15 protein-coding genes are annotated in these 17,838 nt (G+C 56.6%); 9 read left to right on the top strand and 6 right to left on the bottom strand.

Annotated elements, in window-relative coordinates:
• Positions 1-31: 31 nt before the first annotated feature.
• Positions 32-736 carry a leucyl/phenylalanyl-tRNA--protein transferase gene (gene aat / locus BFV65_RS07130; protein WP_069596401.1) on the top strand — a complete coding sequence of 235 codons (705 nt, stop codon included), beginning with the start codon at positions 32-34 and terminating at the stop codon, positions 734-736.
• Between the two features lie 284 nt (positions 737-1,020).
• A complete protein-coding gene (gene infA, locus BFV65_RS07125; RefSeq protein ID WP_002211347.1) occupies positions 1,021-1,239 on the top strand; it encodes a translation initiation factor IF-1 in 219 nt (72 codons plus the stop codon).
• 71 nt (positions 1,240-1,310) lie between these two features.
• Here the strand turns inward: infA and BFV65_RS07120 are convergent, their stop codons facing one another.
• The 3 genes from BFV65_RS07120 to clpS all read right to left on the bottom strand — a co-directional run bounded on the left by BFV65_RS07120 (position 1,311) and on the right by clpS (position 4,641).
• Positions 1,311-1,760, bottom strand: a complete 450-nt coding sequence (locus tag BFV65_RS07120) for a hypothetical protein (protein WP_045309092.1) — start codon at positions 1,758-1,760, stop codon at positions 1,311-1,313.
• Positions 1,761-2,013: 253 nt separating this feature from the next.
• Positions 2,014-4,293: an ATP-dependent Clp protease ATP-binding subunit ClpA gene (gene clpA, locus BFV65_RS07115; RefSeq protein WP_022647611.1), complete on the bottom strand. Its 2,280-nt coding sequence runs from the start codon at positions 4,291-4,293 to the stop codon at positions 2,014-2,016.
• Positions 4,294-4,320: 27 nt separating this feature from the next.
• Positions 4,321-4,641 (bottom strand): ATP-dependent Clp protease adapter ClpS, encoded by a 321-nt coding sequence (clpS, locus tag BFV65_RS07110; protein ID WP_006174393.1) that lies wholly within the window; start codon positions 4,639-4,641, stop codon positions 4,321-4,323.
• A 267-nt stretch (positions 4,642-4,908) separates the two neighbouring features.
• On the opposite strand from clpS, the gene cspD reads away from it, so the two are divergent.
• Complete coding sequence (cspD, locus tag BFV65_RS07105) at positions 4,909-5,130, top strand: cold shock-like protein CspD (protein ID WP_006174390.1); 222 nt, start codon at positions 4,909-4,911, stop codon at positions 5,128-5,130.
• A gap of 70 nt (positions 5,131-5,200) precedes the next feature.
• On the opposite strand, the gene macB is transcribed toward cspD, so the two are convergent.
• Complete coding sequence (gene macB / locus BFV65_RS07100) at positions 5,201-7,141, bottom strand: macrolide ABC transporter ATP-binding protein/permease MacB (protein ID WP_023305795.1); 1,941 nt, start codon at positions 7,139-7,141, stop codon at positions 5,201-5,203.
• Positions 7,138-8,253, bottom strand: a complete 1,116-nt coding sequence (gene macA / locus BFV65_RS07095) for a macrolide transporter subunit MacA (protein WP_022647609.1) — start codon at positions 8,251-8,253, stop codon at positions 7,138-7,140. The genes macB and macA overlap by 4 nt, the downstream gene beginning before the upstream one ends.
• 159 nt (positions 8,254-8,412) lie before the next feature.
• On the opposite strand from macA, the gene BFV65_RS07090 reads away from it, so the two are divergent.
• Complete coding sequence (locus BFV65_RS07090; protein ID WP_045309091.1) at positions 8,413-9,369, top strand: VirK/YbjX family protein; 957 nt, start codon at positions 8,413-8,415, stop codon at positions 9,367-9,369.
• Here BFV65_RS07090 and BFV65_RS07085 read toward each other — a convergent pair.
• The gene (locus BFV65_RS07085) at positions 9,366-11,024 is read right to left on the bottom strand and encodes an ATP-dependent endonuclease (protein ID WP_023299709.1); all 1,659 of its coding nucleotides are present in this window, start codon (positions 11,022-11,024) and stop codon (positions 9,366-9,368) included. The two genes, BFV65_RS07090 and BFV65_RS07085, sit on opposite strands and share 4 nt — an antisense overlap.
• Before the next feature lie 291 nt (positions 11,025-11,315).
• On the opposite strand from BFV65_RS07085, the gene aqpZ reads away from it, so the two are divergent.
• From aqpZ to poxB, 5 genes are all read left to right on the top strand, one after another.
• Positions 11,316-12,011 carry an aquaporin Z gene (gene aqpZ / locus BFV65_RS07080; RefSeq protein ID WP_026080729.1) on the top strand — a complete coding sequence of 232 codons (696 nt, stop codon included), beginning with the start codon at positions 11,316-11,318 and terminating at the stop codon, positions 12,009-12,011.
• A 176-nt stretch (positions 12,012-12,187) separates the two neighbouring features.
• Positions 12,188-13,087, top strand: a complete 900-nt coding sequence (locus tag BFV65_RS07075; protein WP_022647606.1) for a LysO family transporter — start codon at positions 12,188-12,190, stop codon at positions 13,085-13,087.
• Between the two features lie 144 nt (positions 13,088-13,231).
• Complete coding sequence (gene hcp, locus BFV65_RS07070; protein WP_023299708.1) at positions 13,232-14,884, top strand: hydroxylamine reductase; 1,653 nt, start codon at positions 13,232-13,234, stop codon at positions 14,882-14,884.
• Between the two features lie 10 nt (positions 14,885-14,894).
• Positions 14,895-15,863 carry an NADH oxidoreductase gene (gene hcr, locus BFV65_RS07065; protein WP_023299707.1) on the top strand — a complete coding sequence of 323 codons (969 nt, stop codon included), beginning with the start codon at positions 14,895-14,897 and terminating at the stop codon, positions 15,861-15,863.
• A gap of 238 nt (positions 15,864-16,101) precedes the next feature.
• Positions 16,102-17,820, top strand: a complete 1,719-nt coding sequence (poxB, locus tag BFV65_RS07060) for a ubiquinone-dependent pyruvate dehydrogenase (RefSeq protein WP_023305792.1) — start codon at positions 16,102-16,104, stop codon at positions 17,818-17,820.
• Positions 17,821-17,838: the final 18 nt, after the last annotated feature.

Here is a 17,838-nt window from a genome sequence, read left to right as displayed (position 1 = left end):
GTCCTCTCTCGCGTACTGGAGTTCTGTTGTCATGCGCCTGGTGCAGCTTTCTCGCCATAATATTGCGTTCCCTTCTCCGGAGGGGGCGCTGCGTGAACCTAACGGATTGCTGGCTTTGGGCGGCGATCTCAGCCCGGCGCGTCTCTTAATGGCTTACCAGCGCGGCATCTTCCCGTGGTTTTCTCCCGGCGACCCGATTTTATGGTGGTCTCCGGACCCGCGAGCCGTGCTGTGGCCCGGGCAGTTTCACCTGAGCCGCAGCATGAAACGTTTTCACGCAAATTCGCCCTATCGCGTCACGCTCAATCATGCCTTCGGGCAGGTTATCGAAGGCTGCGCTGAAGATCGTCATGAAGGCACCTGGATAACCCGCGACATCATTATCGCCTACCACCAGCTTCATGAGCTGGGCTACGCGCACTCCATCGAAGTATGGAAAGAGGATAACCTCGTTGGGGGGATGTACGGGGTGGCGCAGGGCACGCTGTTCTGCGGCGAGTCGATGTTCTCCCGCGCCACGAATGCGTCGAAAACCGCGCTGCTGGTTTTTAGCCAGGAATTTGCCCAACGCGGCGGACAACTGATGGATTGTCAGGTGCTGAATGAGCACACCGCCTCGCTCGGCGCGGTTGAAATTTCCCGCCGACGCTATATCGAACACCTTGAACAGTGCCGACAGGAGACTCTTCCGCGCGATTTTTGGGTTCCCAGAATGCTCTTTATGCCCAATGCCTAAATGTTTTCCGCATATTTTTTATGAGGGTGTTATAATTACGCCGCAGAGTAGCTTCTGCCTGTTGCCCCGCCGCCGTTTGGGACCCTCGCTTCAGATAACGTCCTGACGTTTATCCTGTCGTATCCCCTTTACGAATGCGCTTTCCGTTCGGTTGTACCGTGACGCTTGGGCAATACGCTGAAATTGTTTTGCTGCGTTTTAAACGCGCAATTCTTTACTTAATTGATGAATTTCGGCATTATCTTGCCGGTTCAAAACTTGGTAGTGATACCCCAGAGGATTAGATGGCCAAAGAAGACAATATTGAAATGCAGGGTACCGTACTTGATACGTTGCCTAATACCATGTTTCGCGTAGAACTGGAAAACGGTCACGTGGTAACTGCGCACATCTCCGGTAAAATGCGCAAAAACTATATCCGCATTTTGACGGGCGACAAAGTGACTGTTGAACTGACCCCGTACGACCTGAGCAAAGGCCGCATTGTCTTCCGTAGTCGCTAATTGTTTTCGCCTGTAATGGCAGATGAATATTTAAAAGGTCGGGACAATCCCGGCCTTTTTTATTTATGGCCTTAGTGTGGCTGTGTCGGCAGATGTATTGTCATGCACGGGTTCATGGGTACGATTAAATCTTCAGCTATCGCGTGGGTAATGTCATGCAACAGTCCCGTCAGGTGCGGCAACATATCGCGGTCAAAATGCGAAACCAGCAGCACGTGGTTTAACGCCCGGCAGTAGTCACATTTCGTTTCTGTATCTTCCAGCAACCACTCTTTTTGTCGCGGCTGTTCCGCTTCGTCCTCAAATTCCACCACCTGAAAATCACGCATGGATTCTGTGAGGCCGGATTTTACCTCTTCCAGATAAGCTCCGAGACAGCGGCAAACGGGCTGCGTTTGCGGGAGAGATTTGCAGTCGAGAAGGATTTCGGTGAGCAGCTTGCAGCGCTCGGCCAGGGTTGGGAGATCGGGGTTGAGGGAGAGTTCGGTGTAGAGCTGGGCGAAGCTATTAATATTAGTCATATGTAATCCTTTATGCACGCAAGATTGTCTGTGCACACACTTTCAGGACGCCAATCCCAGCACCCGATTTTGCAGGTGCGACGCCATTTTATTACTGTAGATTTATCCAGCAACTGACTTCGAAAGAAACTGGAAAGCGCCTCGCAAAATTCCTCTGCGGCCTGATGCCCTCACCCCAGCCCTCTCCCACTGGGAGAGGGAGCAAACAAAAAAAACGGCAACCGAAGTTGCCGTTTTGCTTTTACCTTTCAACTCAGTGAGCCGCTTCCGGCTTGTGCTTCGCCGCACTCTGGAAATCGTACGTCAGTTCGTTCTTCGCCTGATCCAGCGCCACGGTCACCTGGCCGCCGTCCACCAGCGAGCCAAACAGCAGCTCGTTCGCCAGCGGTTTCTTCAGGTTGTCCTGAATCACGCGCGCCATCGGACGGGCACCCATCGCACGGTCGTAGCCTTTCTCGGCCAGCCAGTTGCGGGCCTCCTGGCTCACTTCCAGCGACACGCCTTTCTGATCCAGCTGAACCTGCAGCTCGACGATGAACTTATCCACCACCTGATGGATCACCTCGGTAGACAGGTGATCGAACCAGATAATGTTGTCCAGACGGTTACGGAACTCCGGCGTGAAGATCTTCTTGATCTCCTCCATCGCATCGGTGCTGTTATCCTGGTGGATCAGGCCGATGGATTTGCGCTCGGTTTCACGCACCCCGGCATTGGTGGTCATCACCAGCACCACGTTGCGGAAATCGGCCTTGCGCCCGTTGTTATCGGTCAGCGTCCCGTTGTCCATCACCTGCAACAGGATGTTGAACACGTCCGGGTGCGCTTTCTCGATTTCATCGAGCAGCAGGACCGCGTGCGGATGCTTGATCACCGCGTCGGTGAGCAGGCCGCCCTGGTCAAAGCCCACGTAGCCCGGAGGCGCACCAATCAAACGGCTGACGGTGTGACGCTCCATATACTCGGACATATCAAAGCGCAACAGCTCAATGCCCAGCGCTTTGGAGAGCTGCACCGTTACCTCGGTTTTACCCACACCGGTCGGGCCGGCGAACAGGAAGGAACCGACAGGCTTGTGGTCATGCCCCAGGCCAGCACGGGCCATCTTGATCGCTTCGGTTAAGGCCTCAATAGCTTTATCCTGACCAAAGACCAGCATTTTCAGGCGATTGCCGAGGGTGCGCAGCGTATCACGGTCGCTCTGAGAGACGCTCTTCTCAGGGATACGTGCGATACGGGCCACCACGGACTCGATATCCGCTACGTTCACGGTTTTCTTACGCTTGCTCGCTGGCATCAGGCGCGCACGCGCACCCGCTTCATCAATCACGTCGATCGCTTTATCCGGCAGATGACGATCGTTGATGTATTTCACCGCCAGCTCCACCGCCGCACGCACCGCTTTCGCGGTGTAACGCACGTCATGGTGCGCTTCGTACTTGGTTTTCAGGCCGTTGATGATCTGCACCGTTTCGTCAACCGACGGCTCGGTTACGTCGATTTTCTGGAAACGACGCGCCAGCGCACGATCCTTCTCAAAGATGTTGCTGAACTCCTGGTACGTCGTAGAGCCCATCACGCGGATCTTGCCGCTGGAGAGCAGCGGTTTGATCAGGTTGGCGGCATCTACCTGACCACCGGAAGCCGCGCCTGCGCCGATGATGGTGTGGATCTCATCGATAAACAGGATGCTGTTGGTGTCCTGCTCCAGCTGTTTTAACAGCGCTTTGAAACGTTTTTCAAAATCACCGCGGTATTTGGTGCCCGCCAGCAGCGAGCCGATATCCAGTGAGTAGATGGTGCAGTCGGCAATCACTTCCGGCACGTCGCCCTGCACAATGCGCCAGGCCAGACCTTCGGCAATCGCGGTTTTACCCACGCCAGATTCCCCCACCAGCAGCGGGTTATTCTTGCGGCGACGGCACAGCACCTGTATGGCACGCTCCAGCTCTTTGTCGCGGCCAATCAGCGGGTCGATACCGCCAACGCGAGCAAGCTGGTTAAGGTTGGTGGTGAAGTTTTCCATACGATCCTCCCCGCCTGCTTGCTCTTCATTGCTGTTGATCTGTCCGCTGGGATCCGATGCCTGGTTAGGCTCGTCTTTTCGCGTTCCGTGAGAGATGAAGTTGACCACGTCGAGCCGGCTGACTTCGTGTTTACGCAGCAGGTAGGCCGCCTGGGACTCCTGCTCACTGAAGATGGCGACCAGCACATTGGCGCCCGTCACTTCGCTACGTCCGGAAGACTGGACGTGGAAAACCGCGCGCTGCAGCACGCGCTGGAAGCTGAGCGTCGGCTGTGTGTCGCGCTCTTCTTCACTGGCTGGCAGCACCGGTGTGGTTTGTTCGATGAAGGCTTCGAGTTCCTGACGTAGCGCCACCAGATCCACGGAGCAGGCTTCCAGCGCTTCGCGGGCAGATGGGTTGCTAAGCAGTGCGAGCAGCAAATGCTCGACGGTCATAAACTCATGTCGGTGCTCACGCGCTCTGGCGAAAGCCATGTTTAAACTGAGTTCCAGTTCTTGATTGAGCATAGGCACCTCCCCCAATTTTATGCCTTATCAGGCCTTTTCCAGCGTACACAGCAACGGATGCTCGTTCTCCCTTGCATAGTCGTTCACCATCGCTACTTTGGTTTCCGCTACTTCGGCAGTAAAGATGCCGCAGATCGCTTTGCCACGATAATGAACGGTAAGCATCAGTTGCGTTGCACGTTCAACATCATAAGAAAAGAACTTTTGTAGCACGTCAATAACAAATTCCATCGGCGTGTAATCATCGTTCATTAACATAACTTTATACATAGATGGCGGTTTTAGCGCGTCGCGCACTTTATCTTCCGCCAGCTGGTCAAAATCCAGCCAATCGTTGGTCTTACCCATTATGCATAACCACTTTGAATCTACCTCAGATGTTAGATAACAATCATCTATTACTGTCATCCGCGATGTCTGTCACAAACTGTTGCAATAGCGTTAACTGCCTCAAATTTTGGTTGATTATTGTCCCAACTCCAGCGCCAAACGCTTGACGGCTTCTTCCGTTTCTCTAAATTGTACAAGCGTGAGTTGGCGAGGTTTTGAACAGCCCCCACTCCACCACCGGTTCATTCCATCTTAATTTATAAGATTTACGAAGGATGTCGAAGCATGGAAATGGGTACTGTTAAGTGGTTCAACAACGCCAAGGGGTTTGGCTTCATTTGCCCCGAAGGCGGCGGCGAGGATATCTTCGCTCACTATTCCACCATTCAGATGGATGGTTACAGGACGCTCAAAGCCGGGCAGTCCGTCCGGTTCGATGTACACCAGGGGCCAAAAGGCAATCATGCCAGTCTGATCGTCCCCGTTGAAGCAGAAGCGGTTGCATAGCTCTCTGATTCATTGTGTACACCCTGCAGGCAAAATGCCAGCCCGATCGGCTGGCATTTTTATTTTCGGGTTATTCGCGCGCCAGCGCATCCACCGGATCCAGCCGCGCCGCGTTTCGCGCCGGTAGCCAGCCGAACAGAATACCGGTGAAGGTGGAACATAAAAACGCCGTCAGGATCGCCATCGGCGAGAAGCCAATCTCCCAGCCCGGTAAGAAGAGCTGGAGCGCAAAGGCGATCATCATCGAGAGCGCAATCCCCATCGCACCGCCCACCAGACACACCAGCACCGCTTCAATCAAAAATTGCTGCAGCACGTCGCTGGCTCTGGCTCCGACCGCCATGCGGATGCCGATCTCCCGCGTACGTTCGGTCACCGACACCAGCATAATGTTCATCACCCCTATCCCGCCGACGACCAGCGAAATCACCGCCACCAGCGTCAGGAACAGCTGAAGAGTACGTGTGGTCTTTTCCGCCGTTTTCAAGAGGCCATCCATATTCCAGGTGAAGAAATCCTTTTTCCCGTGGCGCAGGGTTAACAGCCGCTCCAGCTGCTGTTCCGCCAGCCCGCTGTCGTAGCCCTCCTTCACTCGAACGGTAATAGAGTTAAGCCAGGACTGCCCCATGATGCGCCCGGAAATGGTGGTGTACGGCAGCCAGACGCGCAGGATTTTGCTGCTGCCGAACATCGACTGCTTCTCTTCCGCCACGCCGATCACCGTCGCTGGCATGTTGCCTACGAGGATCACTTCCCCCACCACATTGGTCTTATTCGGGAACAGCTGCCTGCGGGAGTTAGCGTCTAACACCACCACCTGCGCCCTGCCCGCCAGCTGTTCAGCGTTGAAGGTCGCCCCTTCGCTGAAGGTCATGCCGTAGACGTTGAAGTAATCTCCGCTGACGCCGTTAGCGCTGGCCGCCACGTCGATGTTGCCGTAGCGCAGACGCAGGTTTTGCGAGACGGCAGGCGTGGCGGAGTTCACCCACGGCTGCTTCTGAATAGCCGCCAGATCGTCATACTTCAGCGCCTGCTGATACTGCGGCTCGTCGTCGCCAAAATCTTTGCCGGGATAAACGTCGATGGTGTTAGTCCCGATGGCGCGAATATCTGCCAGCACCAGCTGTTTCGCCGCATCGCCCACCACCACAATCGACACCACTGAGGCAATACCAATAATGATGCCAAGCATGGTCAGCAGAGTGCGCATTTTGTTGGCCGCCATCGCCAGCCAGGCCATGGTCAGCGCCTCGCGGAAACCGCTGGAAAACTGGCCCCAGCCGGTTGCGGCCGGCAGCGCCTCTTTCGCCGCCGCCGCTCTGGACTGACGTGGCGGCGGGTTGCTGACCAGCTCGCCGTCGTGGATCTCGATAATGCGTTCCGCCTGCGCTGCCACCTGCGGATCGTGGGTGACGATAATCACCGTATGCCCCTGATCGCGAAGCTGATGCAGGATCGCCATCACCTCTTCACCGGAATGGCTGTCGAGCGCACCGGTTGGCTCATCGGCGAGGATCACCTGCCCACCGTTCATCAGCGCGCGGGCAATACTCACGCGTTGCTGCTGACCGCCGGAAAGCTGCGAAGGCTGATAATCAACACGCTCCGCCAGCCCAAGACGCGTTAACAGCGCCTTCGCGCGTTCGAGGCGTTTTTTGCGCTCGACGCCCGCATACACCGCTGGCACTTCCACATTCTGCGCCGCGCTCAGGTGTGAAAGCAGATGGTAACGCTGGAAGATAAAGCCAAAATGCTCGCGACGCAGCTTCGCCAGCGCGTCGCCGTCCAGGGTGGAAACATCCGTCCCGGCCACGCGATAGGTGCCGCTGGTAGGCTTATCCAGACAGCCGAGAATGTTCATCAGCGTTGATTTACCCGAGCCCGATGCCCCGACAATCGCCACCATTTCACCGGCTTCAACGCGCAGGGAGATGCCTTTCAGCACCTCCACCGGCCCGTCGCCGGACGGATAGCTGCGACGAATGTCATTCAGCTCAAGCAGCGCCGTCATTGCGCGGCTCCAGGCAGGCTTTCGCTGGTGACCACTTCCTCACCCTCTTCCAGCCCTTTTACCACCACCACGTCGGTGTCGTTACGTGCGCCAATCACCACTTCCCGCTCGCGGGTTTCACCGTTGCGCAGCACTTTCACCTTGTAGCGATTGTCCCCGGCGGATTCGCCCAGCGCGGAGAGCGGAACCGTCAGCACGTTTTTCACGCCGGTCAGCTGGATATGCACCTGAGCGGTCATGTCCAGACGCAGCACGCCCTGCGGGTTAGGCACCTCAAAACGCGCATAGTAGAAGATGGCGTCGTTGACCTTCTCCGGCGTCGGCAGGATATCTTTCAGCACCCCTTCATAGCGGGTTTGCGGATCGCCCAGCACCGTAAACCAGGCTTTCTGCCCCGGCTTAAGGTGAATGACGTCCGCTTCAGATACCTGGGCTTTCACCAGCATGGTGCTCATATCCGCCAGGGTCAGGATGTTCGGCGCCTGCTGCGCGGCGATGACCGTCTGGCCTTGCAGGGTGGTTATCTGCGTCACTTCCCCGGCCATTGGCGCAACGATTTGCGTGTAATCGAGGTTGGTTTTCGCCGTATCCAGCGAGGCCTGATTCCGCTTGATTTGCGCATCGATGGTGCCAATCTGCGCCTGCTTCACCGCCAGCTCCGTGGCGGCTGTGTCCAAATCCTGTTTCGAGATGGCCTGCGTTTTCGCCAGCGCCTGCTGGCGCGACAGGGTGACCTGAGCGAGATTACGCTCCGCCTGAGCCTGAGCGCGCTGCGCGCGCAACTCCATCAGCGTCGCTTCCACTTCGCGGATCTGGTTTTGCGCCTGCTCAGGATCGATCACGCCCAGCAACTGGCCTTTTTTAACCTTATCGCCAATCTCAACCGACAGGGTTTTAAGCTGACCGCTGACCTGCGCGCCCACGTCAACCTTACGCAGGGCATCCAGCTTCCCCGTCGCCAGCACGTTTTGTTGCAGCTCGCCCGGACGAACAATCAGCGTTTGATACTGTGGTACCGGCGCGTTCAGTACCTTCCATAACCAGAATCCGCCTGCTAACACCACTACCGCCAGCAGCAGAAACAGCTTTCTGCGTTTTCCCTTCAGGTTCATAAATATTCCAAATAATTGTTCTGGCTATCATCACCGTTGATTTTATCTAAACCACTCCTCAACGAAACCCCCGATCCCCGTAATCGTCGGGAATTGTTTACCCGATGTTGATAAAGCGCCTGCTGAAATAGCGAAATTCCACCAGAAGCAGGATCTAACATGTCTTCCATCGTCGATACACCTTATTCAACGCTGTCCCAGCCTAAATCGGGCTGGCAACTGTTTAAAAGCCTGGCATCGGGTTCCCTCACGCCGGGGCTGGCGTGGCAAAATCCGGCCTATCGACGTAAGTTTATGTTGCGCTCGCTGGCAACGCCGTTCACCACTGCGCGCCTGCTCGGAAACCTTGCAAAACAGCCCCGTCTGATGCAGATCCTGCGCGTGCAGCCCGGCCTGCCGTGCCGCCTGCACCGACCTTGGCTGACCGTCAATATGGGCCGTCAGACTACGCTGGACGCATTGGACAATCACTATCAGATGATGAGCCGCCATCTTCCGGCGTCACTGCTGAACGGCTACCTTTCCAGCCAGGGCATCACGCTGGTGACGTTAACGGGCAAAGAGGAGCAGCAGTTTAGCGTTCGCCTGAGCGCGGATGCGTTTCTGGACAAAGAAGGGGAAGCGACCCTCACTTTTTGTGACCACCAGAACACGGTGCTGGCCGAGCTGACCTTTACGCTGTGCAAATACCAGGGCAAGTCAACGCTCTTCATCGGCGGAATGCAGGGGGCGAAAGCGCATGTCCCGCACGAGCACATTCAGCTGGCGACCAAAGCCTGTCACGGACTGTTCCCAAAACGTCTGCTGGTTGAAGCGGTCATGACGCTGGCAGGCGCCTTCCCCGTCGAGCAGATCCTCGCGGTGAGTAACGCCACCCACATCTACCGCAGCTGGCGCTATCGCAAGAAAAAAGAGGGAAAATTGCTGGCTGACTATGACAGCTTCTGGCGCTCCCTTGGCGGACAGCAGCAGGAGAACGGCAACTTTGCCCTGCCACTGACCATGCCACGCAAACCGATGGAAGAGATTGCGAGTAAAAAACGGTCCGAGTACCGCCGCCGCTATATCCTGCTTGATAGCCTGCATCAACAGGTATCGCAGGCGACTGCCCGTTAATCGGCTCTCCCGCGTGCCAGCCAGAGGACGCGGGAGAACATTTTACGCAGCAGCGTGGGCACCGACTCCACGCCCCGCCTGCCCGCTTCCGTCGCGACTTCAATGGCCAAATCCGGTTTTGACGACCGATGGATAGCTTTGGCGATCACCCGACGCATATTCATGGGCACATCCACCGGGATCATCGCCACGCGGTGAAAGACGTCGTCAAATCCCTGGCGGTACATAAAGTGCTCCATGTCCATCGCGGGCAGCGTGGTCAGATGTTCCCGCTCCTCTTCACGATCGTTATTGAGCAGGCTGCGCACGGTCGCCGCATATTTTTTACCCGCCTCATCGCCATCCACCAGCACGTGCCACTCTATCCCCATCCGGCGCGCAAATTTGATCAGCGGCTTTAAGCCAGACTGAGCAAATTCGATCACTTTGATCCCTTCGGCATCAAAGTGGTGTCCGCACTGGCGAGCCAGCTCGTTTATCACCCAGGTTTCGGTTTCCCCTTCCACCAGCAACCAGCAGCGGGCAAACAGGGAAGAGGCACGGTTAAAACGGATATGAAACGCAATGCGTCGGCCATCTTCGGCATTTAACCCGCCGGGCCCGAGCCGGTAGGCGGTGACCCGCGAGGATTCACGCACCAGGCGGCAGACATACTCCACCGGCGTCAGGGAGAGCAGCTCGCCGGAATTCGTGGTGGTGACACGCTGCAACGGCAGTAGATTAAGAAGATGCCACGCCACGGAAAGCATAATCGGGTGCAGCCGCGTTTCCGGATCTTCTACCAGCAGCAACGGGCGCGCGTCCCGATCCAGGCGCACCGTCCCTTTCGCCTGTAACAGCGTGGAGAATAATCCCAGCAGGATCACCCGATGCGTGCGCCCGCTGGGGCGGTCGATCATGCGGTTGATAATATCGAGATAGCGCCAGCTTCGTTGCTCGTCGTGCGAGCGGCGGCGCATCAGGCGGTGGCGCGCCTGCCCCGTTCCCTGCTCAGAGAAGTAGTGCTCCAGCAGTTGCACCATGGCAGACAGCCCCTGACGGATCTGGCCGTCGGTGAGGTTCTGCGGCCGCGAGACCAGTTCACGGGCGAGGAAATCCAGCTCGCGGGCGGTTACTTCCACCTCGGGCATATTCGGTACGGTGCCGTTACGGATCCGCCGCATAAAGCGCGCGTCTCGTAAGCGCAACACGGGGGAGAGGCGGATAAGATGGCGGGCAAGCTCGTCAATATTATCGAGCGGGATCGGATTCCCCTTCTCATCAAGAAATTCACGCAGGGTTAATACCCCGTCGTTTTGCGCCATTTCGCCCTCAAGGCGATAGAAAATACGCTGGAACCCATCTTCACAGGGCACCCAGCAGGGCGACATAGGGCGAAAACGACGCACGCGATGGCGACCGGGCTCGGATTCGCGGAAGGTCAGAATGATATGCAGGTGTTTCTCGCGCCCATTGACATCCCCCGGCGGAAACCAGAAGTCATCATGGACAAAGTGGTACAAGTTCTCTTCGGGCGAAAGCAGCAGCGTCAGGGCATCCAGCAGGCTGGATTTACCCCAGGCGTTTTCGCCTATCAGGACGTTGTTCTGTTCCAGTTGCAGCGACAGGCGGTTAATCCCGCGAAACCCGACAATCTCCACACGTTCGAGTAGCATACATCCCCCGCATTTCGGCCACTTTTTCCTTCAAGTTATCAGCAGTATAGCGGCAGGCTGTAGGTCACGACAGCAGAATATACGCCCCCTTAAATATTGGGCTATGCTCTAATTACCTCCGTTCTGAACAAGGATTGACATCACATTGCCTTAAATCAAATTTAGTGAATTTATTTGAGTGGCGAAGGGATGTTGATGGTTTCAAAATACTGGCTCTTTGAGTCGTCATCCCTTTATGGCGATATAACCCGCGCGCAGGAATGGGCGCGGACGTTTATTATTGAGGTGGTTATGTTCAGAAAATTAGCGGCAGAATGCTTTGGTACATTCTGGCTGGTGTTTGGTGGCTGCGGTAGCGCAGTACTCGCAGCCGCATTTCCGGAATTAGGTATTGGATTTGTCGGCGTCGCGCTGGCATTCGGTTTAACCGTATTAACCATGGCATTCGCCGTGGGGCATATTTCCGGCGGTCATTTCAACCCGGCCGTCACGTTAGGTTTATGGGCGGGCGGACGTTTCCCGGCGAAAGATATTATTGGCTATATTATTGCCCAGGTTATTGGCGGTATTATTGCCGCGGCGGTGTTGTACGTCATTGCCAGCGGGAAAGCCGGGTTTGACGCCGCGGCCAGCGGATTTGCGTCAAACGGCTTCGGCGAACACTCTCCAGGCGGCTACTCAATGCTGTCTGCTATCGTGATTGAAATTGTGCTCACCGCAGGTTTCCTGTTGGTGATCCACGGCGCAACGGACAAATACGCGCCTGCGGGCTTTGCCCCCATTGCTATTGGTCTGGCGCTGACGCTTATCCACCTGATCTCCATCCCGGTGACCAATACCTCCGTTAATCCGGCACGTAGCACCGCGGTGGCTATTTTCCAGGGCGGCTGGGCGCTTGAACAGCTGTGGCTGTTCTGGGTGATGCCAATTATTGGCGGTATTCTGGGCGGCGTGCTGTATCGCACCCTACTGGAAAAACGCGATTAATTAAGTGCGGCCTGTAATGTCGGGTGGCGCTAAAGCTTACCCGACCTACGTGAGTGTGCACTTTGTAGGCCGGGTAAGGCGCAGCCGCCACCCGGCTTTTTTTGTAGCTTTACCTCACAGCCTTTATTGGGTAGTGTCTCTGGCGCTTAAATGATACTCAAAAGGACCGGCTGTTCATGTTCTCAGGACTCCTCATCATTCTTCTGCCCCTGATTGTGGGCTACCTTATTCCGCTGCGTCATGAATCGGCCTTAAAGCTTATTAATCGTTTTCTCAGCTGGATTGTTTACGTCATTCTGTTCTTTATGGGGATCAGCCTGGCCTTCCTGGATAATCTGGCGACGAACTTGCTTTCCATCCTGCATTATTCTGCGGTTACGGTAGTGGTTATTCTGCTGTGCAATATTGCCGCGCTGTTCTGGCTGGAACGCACTATTCCCTGGAAAAATCACCACCATCAGGAAAAGCTTCCCTCCCGAATTGCGATGGCGCTGGAATCATTAAAGCTGTGCGGCGTGGTGGTGCTCGGTTTTTTACTGGGGCTAACCGGATGGGCTTTTTTACAGCACGCTACGGAAGCCAGCGAATATACGCTGATTTTCCTGCTCTTCCTGATCGGTATTCAGTTGCGAAATAATGGCATGACGCTGAAACAGATTGTCCTTAACCGCCGGGGCATGATGGTTGCCGTTATCGTTGTGGCCAGCTCAATGGCGGGGGGAGTGATTAACGCCTTTATTCTCGATCTTCCGCTGAAAACCAGCCTGGCGATGGCATCCGGTTTTGGCTGGTATTCGCTGTCCGGTATTCTGCTGACCGAATCGTTTGGTCCGGTGATCGGCAGCGCCGCCTTCTTTAACGATCTGGCGCGCGAACTGATAGCCATCATGCTGATCCCCGGCCTGGTACGCCGCAGCCGCTCTACCGCGCTGGGCCTGTGCGGGGCCACCTCAATGGACTTTACCCTGCCGGTGTTACAGCGCTCGGGAGGTCTGGAGATGGTTCCTGCCGCTATTGTACACGGCTTTATTCTGAGCCTGCTGGTCCCCATCCTGATGGCGTTCTTCTCAGCCTGATACTGCTTTGGCGGTAGTGAACCTGCCGCCAAAATTGCGCTAAATCAATAACCCTCCACTTAGTATAAGAAAGCACTTTTCTCCGTTGTGGCACAGGCATAACCTTAAACATGTATCTGAAATATAACTTTAACAGGTGTGATTATGTTTTGTGTGCAATGTGAACAAACCATCCGTACCCCGGCAGGCAACGGCTGCTCTTACGCGCAGGGTATGTGCGGCAAAACCGCAGAAACGTCCGATCTCCAGGACCTGCTGATTGCGGCGCTGCAAGGCTTATCCGCCTGGGCCTTCAAGGCCCGTGAATATGGCCTTGTCGATCACTATGTCGACAGCTTTGCGCCGCGCGCATTTTTCTCCACGCTGACTAACGTTAACTTCGATTCGCCACGCATTGTGGGCTATGCCCGCGAAGCGATTGCCCTGCGTGAAGCCCTGAAAGCGCAATGCCTGAATGCCGACGCCAGCGCCCGCGTGGACAACCCGATGGCGGAACTACAGCTGGTGAGCGACGACCTGGGCGAGCTACAGCGTCAGGCCGCCGAATTTACTCCCAATAAAGACAAAGCGGCGATTGGCGAGAACATCCTCGGCCTGCGCCTGCTGTGCCTGTACGGTCTGAAAGGTGCTGCGGCGTATATGGAGCACGCGCACGTACTCGGCCAGTACGACAACGACATTTATGCCCAGTACCACAAAATCATGGCATGGCTGGGCACCTGGCCTTCCGACATGAACGCCCTGCTGGAATGCTCGATGGAAATCGGCCAGATGAACTTCAAAGTGATGAGCATTCTGGATGCCGGTGAAACCAGCACCTACGGCCACCCAACGCCGACGCAGGTCAACGTCAAAGCGACCGAAGGTAAATGCATCCTGATCTCCGGCCACGACCTGAAAGATCTCTACAACCTGCTGAAGCAGACCGAAGGCACCGGCGTTAACGTCTATACCCACGGCGAAATGTTGCCCGCGCACGGCTACCCGGAACTGCGTAAATTTAAGCATCTGATCGGTAACTACGGCAGCGGCTGGCAGAACCAGCAGGTGGAGTTCGCCCGCTTCCCTGGCCCAATCGTCATGACCTCTAACTGCATCATCGACCCTACCGTGGGCGCGTATGACGACCGTATCTGGACCCGCAGCATCGTCGGCTGGCCGGGCGTGAGCCACCTTGAAGGCGATGATTTCGGTCCGGTTATCGCACAGGCGCAGCAGATGGCAGGCTTCCCGTACAGCGAAATTCCGCACCTCATCACCGTCGGTTTTGGCCGTGAAACCCTGCTGGGTGCGGCGGATTCCCTGATTGACCTCGTCAGCCGTGAAAAACTACGTCACATCTTCCTGATCGGCGGCTGTGACGGCGCGCGCGGGGAACGTAACTATTTCACCGATTTCGCCACCCGCGTTCCGGAAGACTGTCTGATCCTGACCCTGGCCTGCGGTAAGTACCGTTTCAACAAGCTGGACTTCGGCAACATCGAAGGTCTGCCACGCCTGGTGGATGCTGGTCAGTGTAACGATGCATATTCAGCCATCATTCTGGCGGTCACGCTGGCAGAGAAACTGGGCTGCGGCGTGAACGATCTGCCGCTGTCGCTGGTGCTCTCCTGGTTCGAGCAGAAAGCGATCGTTATTCTGTTGACCCTGCTCTCTCTCGGCGTGACCAACATCGTCACCGGGCCGACCGCGCCAGGCTTCCTGACGCCGGACCTGCTGGCCATCCTGAACGAGAAATTTGGTCTGCGTTCCGTGACCAACGTTGAAGATGATATGAAGCAACTGCTGAGCGCGTAAGGAGTAACTCATGACCATGCCAACCTCACAATGTCCGTGGCGGATGCAGGTTCATCACATCCAACAGGAGACGCCGGATGTGTGGACACTGTCGCTGCTGTGCCATGACTACTACCCGTACCGCGCAGGTCAGTATGCGCTGGTGAGTGTGCGTAATTCGGCGGATACCCTGCGCGCCTACACGATCTCCTCCACGCCGGGCGTGAGCGAATACATAACGCTCACCGTCCGTCGTATTGATGACGGCGCAGGCTCCCGGTGGCTGACCCGTGACGTGAAGCGCGGGGATTACATCTGGCTGTCTGACGCGCAGGGCGAGTTCACCTGTGACGACAAGAAGGAAGACAAATTCCTGCTTCTGGCGGCAGGCTGTGGCGTAACGCCGATTATGTCGATGCGCCGCTGGCTGGCGAAATACCGTCCTCAGGCCGACGTGCAGGTGATCTTTAGCGTGCGTTCCCCGGAAGATGTGATTTTTGCCGAGGAATGGCGAAATTATCCGGTGACCCTGGTGGCTGAGCACAACGCGACGCACGGTTTTGTCGCGGGGCGTCTGAGCCGCGAAATGTTGCAAAGCGTGCCGGACATTGCGGATCGTACCGTGATGACCTGCGGCCCGGCGCCGTACATGGAGATCGTGGAGAAAGAAGTGAAAGCGCTCGGCGTGACCCGCTTCTTTAAAGAGCAGTTCTTCACGCCTGTAGCGGCAGCGGCGACCAGCGGGATGAAGTTCACGAAGCTGCAACCGGCGCAGACCTTCTTTGGTCGCGTGGGCACCACGCTGCTTGAAGCGCTCGAAAGCAATAACGTGCCGGTAGCGGCAGCCTGTCGCGCGGGTGTGTGCGGCTGCTGTAAGACGAAGGTGGTTTCCGGTGAATACACCGTCACCAGCACCATGACGCTGACCGATGCGGAAATTGCAGAGGGTTACGTGTTGGCGTGTTCATGCCATCCGCAGGGAGACCTGGTGCTGGCATAATCTGGCGCAGTGCCCCCATTTGTTGCCGGGTGGCACTGCGTTTACCCGGCCTACTTTGTACATGTTGGCTCTTCGTAGGCCCGGTAAGCGTTAGCGCCACCGGGCTTTTTGCCGGGTGGCACTGCGTTTACCCGGCTTACGTTGTGCCTACTGCCTGTGCGTATGGAATACCAGGCAGCCAATACAGTGACTTTCTTCTAAGCTTGTAAGCGATATCACATAAAGGAGAAGGACCACCATGAAACAAACCGTGGCTGCATACATAGCGAAAACCCTGGAGCAGGCTGGCGTAAAGCGTATCTGGGGCGTCACCGGCGATTCGCTGAACGGACTCAGCGACAGCCTTAACAAGATGAAGACCATTGAATGGATGCCCACCCGCCATGAAGAGGTCGCCGCCTTTGCCGCGGGTGCCGAAGCGCAGCTCACGGGCGAACTCGCCGTCTGTGCAGGTTCCTGCGGACCGGGAAACCTGCACCTTATCAACGGTCTTTTCGACTGTCACCGCAACCATGTTCCGGTGCTGGCGATTGCCGCACATATTCCGTCATCCGAAATCGGCAGCGGCTATTTTCAGGAGACGCATCCTCAGGAGCTGTTCCGTGAATGCAGCCACTACTGCGAGCTGGTCTCGTCGCCGGAGCAGATCCCACAGGTGCTGGCGATAGCCATGCGTAAGGCGATCCTGAATCGCGGGGTTTCGGTGGTTGTGCTGCCGGGGGACGTGGCGCTGAAGGCCGCACCTGAAACCGCCACCACCCACTGGTACTCTGCGCCACAGCCAACCATTACCCCTGCGGATGAAGAACTTAAAAAGCTGGCGCAACTGCTGCGATACTCCAGCAATATCGCCCTGATGTGCGGCAGCGGCTGTGCTGGCGCGCATAAAGAGCTGGTGGAATTTGCCGCTAAGCTGAAGGCGCCAGTTGTGCACGCCCTGCGCGGCAAAGAGCACGTTGAATACGATAACCCGTACGATGTGGGCATGACCGGGCTGATCGGTTTTTCCAGCGGCTTCCATACCATGATGAACGCCGATACGCTGATCCTGCTCGGCACCCAGTTCCCGTACCGCGCGTTCTACCCGACGGATGCGAAAATTATCCAGATCGACATTAATCCCGGTAGCATCGGCGCGCACAGCAAGGTGGATATGGCGCTTATCGGCGATATTAAATCCACCCTCGCCGCCCTCCTGCCGCTGCTGGAAGAAAAAACGGACCGCAAATTCCTCGATAAAGCCCTGAGCGACTATCGCGATGCGCGTAAGGGGCTGGACGATCTCGCCAAACCGAGCGAAAAAGCGATCCACCCGCAGTATCTGGCGCAGCAGATCAGCCACTTCGCCGACGACGATGCCATCTTCACCTGCGACGTGGGTACGCCCACCGTCTGGGCCGCGCGCTATCTGAAAATGAACGGCAAACGACGCCTGCTTGGGTCGTTCAACCATGGCTCAATGGCCAACGCCATGCCGCAGGCGCTGGGCGCAAAAGCGACGGCACCGGAACGGCAGGTGGTGGCGATGTGCGGCGACGGCGGGTTCAGTATGCTGATGGGGGATTTCCTGTCGGTGGCGCAGATGAAGCTTCCGCTGAAAATCGTGGTCTTTAACAACAGCGTGCTGGGCTTTGTGGCGATGGAGATGAAGGCCGGAGGCTACCTCACGGATGGCACCGAGCTGCACGACACCAACTTCGCCCGCATCGCCGAAGCCTGCGGTATCACCGGTATTCGGGTGGAGAAAGCCTCAGAGGTGGACGAAGCCCTGCAACGTGCCTTCGCCATCGACGGCCCGGTGCTGGTGGATGTGGTGGTCGCCAAAGAAGAGCTGGCAATCCCGCCTCAAATCAAGCTGGAACAGGCTAAAGGTTTTAGCCTCTACATGCTGCGCGCCATCATCAGCGGGCGCGGTGACGAAGTGATCGAACTGGCAAAAACCAACTGGCTCAGGTAAAACATTTCACAAGACCTC

This window comes from Enterobacter hormaechei subsp. hoffmannii, from assembly GCF_001729745.1.
GTDB lineage: Bacteria > Pseudomonadota > Gammaproteobacteria > Enterobacterales > Enterobacteriaceae > Enterobacter > Enterobacter intestinihominis.
Note: the sequence above shows the minus strand (reverse complement) of the source record. Positions and strands in the feature narration are given on the sequence as shown.